Genomic DNA, 2316 nt, shown 5'->3' on the forward strand with positions numbered 1-2316 from the left:
CATCTGTAAACGCCGCTTGCAGTAACTTTTTTCAAAGGGCGCGTTTTTTTCCTAGCATAAGCCATAGTGGTGAACGAAAACTGTGCTTTCTGATCGCGGCTTTTTGCAAGGGCGTGTTTTCTTAGCTAACCCCTTACTCATAGTCTTAAGTTTTAAAAGCTAATCTGTTTCGCAATTGCGCGATAGGACCACCTTATACGTTTGTTACACACCTGGGCATTTTTTCTTTTGTGGATGCCATTTTTCTATAGCTTTATTCAGCGCGTTGGTCATGTTTTGTATATCATTATTGTTCTTATCCTTAGTAAGTTTAGGAAAAACACACCATTGCTTCACCTTTGGACTCTCAGCTATAAATTCGGCTGCAGCTGTATTATTAATTATCGCCTTTATATGACCTTGTACATTCAAAGGCTCGTCTGTAAGTTTAATACAGGGATTTGCTCCTTTTTCTAGCAACAAGTTAAATATATCGGTATAACCTAGTTTTGCTGCAGCCATTAATAAACCTTTACGATCAACTTCCTCAACAGCTGCTCTACTACTTATTAATAACTCAACTATGTTCTTATGGCCCAGTAGTATGGCTAAATCTATAGGGCCAGGGTTCCCCTCTTCTAGATCATTAGCAGCAGTCTGTGCTGCTTTAACATCGGCTCCATTATCTATTAAGAATTTAAGGGTCTCTTGATTGTTATGCACTGCCGCACACATTACTAAAGTTGCCCCGTTTGAATGCTTTGCATTTGGACTTAACCCTCTTTTAATCAAACATTTTATAGGCTCCAGATCACAATGAGCCTGCTTGATAATTCGGAGGATCTGGTCATCTAAAACCATAGGATCATTAATAGTGTATGGCACTGCAAGGATATGAGTGCAATTTTTTTTGCTATGTTCTATGGTATTATTAACAGATGTTGTAAGCTCGTCTATTATAGTATCATTAGCATTACCCCATTTTTGTCTGCCACTTTCTAGCGCGTTATAAGCAGATGTTGTAAGCTCATCTATCCTATGGGGCATAATAGTGGTACTATTCCGGTCGGCTGGCATCAAGGATTGGATGAGAATTGTTTCATTACCACTAATAAGCGCATTAGATTGATTGGTAACATAACTAGTGAGATACCGTCCTACAACTACAATACCGGTCAAAGCACAAGCTAAGCTTACTGCCCTCCCTACCTGCTGCGTCATAGTTTTTCTAGAATTGTTCTGTTTGCTCGAATTGTTCTGATAGTATCCGTTGTTGCTAGAATTGCGAGCAGAATTAAAAGGATTAAAACCTAGTTTTTGCTTTGTGTTCACACAAGCAGTCAAGGTATTGCAGGCTAATAAGCCGGTAAATAGGCCTACTTTGTAGTACGTATGTTTTTTCATGATATTGAGGTTTAATTGTTTTTTTATTAATGACCACTAAGCAGGCAGCATGATTTCAATAGATATGGGATATACCATGATACTATATAAGGTTCATGAGGCCTGCCGTAGCGGGATACGCATCTCTTTTAATAATTAAAGCTAGCGCCATTCTGTATTAATAATAAATATGAAAAACAATTACAAATGTATTCGTGATAAAACAAAATAGCTTGCTTCAAGCAATAGTTTGTTGAGCATACCTAAAGCGTAGACCTCTGCTAAAACCTATTTACAATGGCACTTTGTTATTCTCTTATCAAGGGTTATGGCATCCGGATTGGTCTATGGTAGCTGGTTATGTAAAGCTTTATTCCCGTTTTAAACGAAAACAGCAGGAGCAGGCTGTTTGTATTTTTTCCAACTTGATTGGGTAATCTAATCTGCGTGACATGGTATAAGGGAGCATGATTTCTCGACTTCTAATGCGAATTTTATGACAGTTGTAAGGTGATTGCCAAGCCTACATATCTTGGATTAATTTGTGTATTGGTTATTGCTTACTGGATGGTTATCTATTTAAATAGAGGGGGGGCACCAACCCAATCTGTTGTATAGGGAGGATCTTAGATATTTTTATTACCAAAAAAGGAATCATGGATTGATTATGGTTCATAGCTGCTTTGCTGATTTGCTGAATAATCAAGTTGTTTTCTTAGCCCCACACCTACGGAGATGGGTTATACCTAAAACGGTTCTAGAAAAAACGCGCTTTGTAAAAATTTGCGGTTAGGAAGCAAGGCTTTTTTAATGCTACTTTTTGCTTGATCAAAAAGTAGCATAAAAATCAAGTGCTGTGTAAAAAGGTATCTGTTCATGCAATGGCGTCAACTTAAGGGGTATATTTAATTGATTATTACATACAATAATATATAAAAAAACGCCCCTGGTAAA

General features: G+C 37.5%; 2 protein-coding genes. One reads left to right on the forward strand and one right to left on the reverse strand.

Annotated elements, in window-relative coordinates; all coding sequences use genetic code 11:
* Positions 1-204: 204 nt before the first annotated feature.
* Positions 205-1383, reverse strand: coding sequence for an ankyrin repeat domain-containing protein (locus MUW73_RS00705; protein WP_243018418.1), 1179 nt, complete (start codon positions 1381-1383; stop codon positions 205-207).
* A gap of 284 nt (positions 1384-1667) precedes the next feature.
* On the opposite strand from MUW73_RS00705, the gene MUW73_RS04645 reads away from it, so the two are divergent.
* Positions 1668-1799 carry a hypothetical protein gene (locus tag MUW73_RS04645; protein ID WP_262914900.1) on the forward strand — a complete coding sequence of 44 codons (132 nt, stop codon included), beginning with the start codon at positions 1668-1670 and terminating at the stop codon, positions 1797-1799.
* Positions 1800-2316: the final 517 nt, after the last annotated feature.

The organism is Candidatus Cardinium sp. cByotN1, from assembly GCF_022810525.1.
In the GTDB taxonomy this organism is placed as follows: Bacteria; Bacteroidota; Bacteroidia; order Cytophagales; family Amoebophilaceae; genus Cardinium.

Excerpts from the sequence above, each read along its gene's own strand:
- MUW73_RS00705 (WP_243018418.1), bottom strand. The coding sequence starts at position 1,383 with ATGAAAAAACATACGTACTACAAAGTAGGCCTATTTACCGGCTTATTA.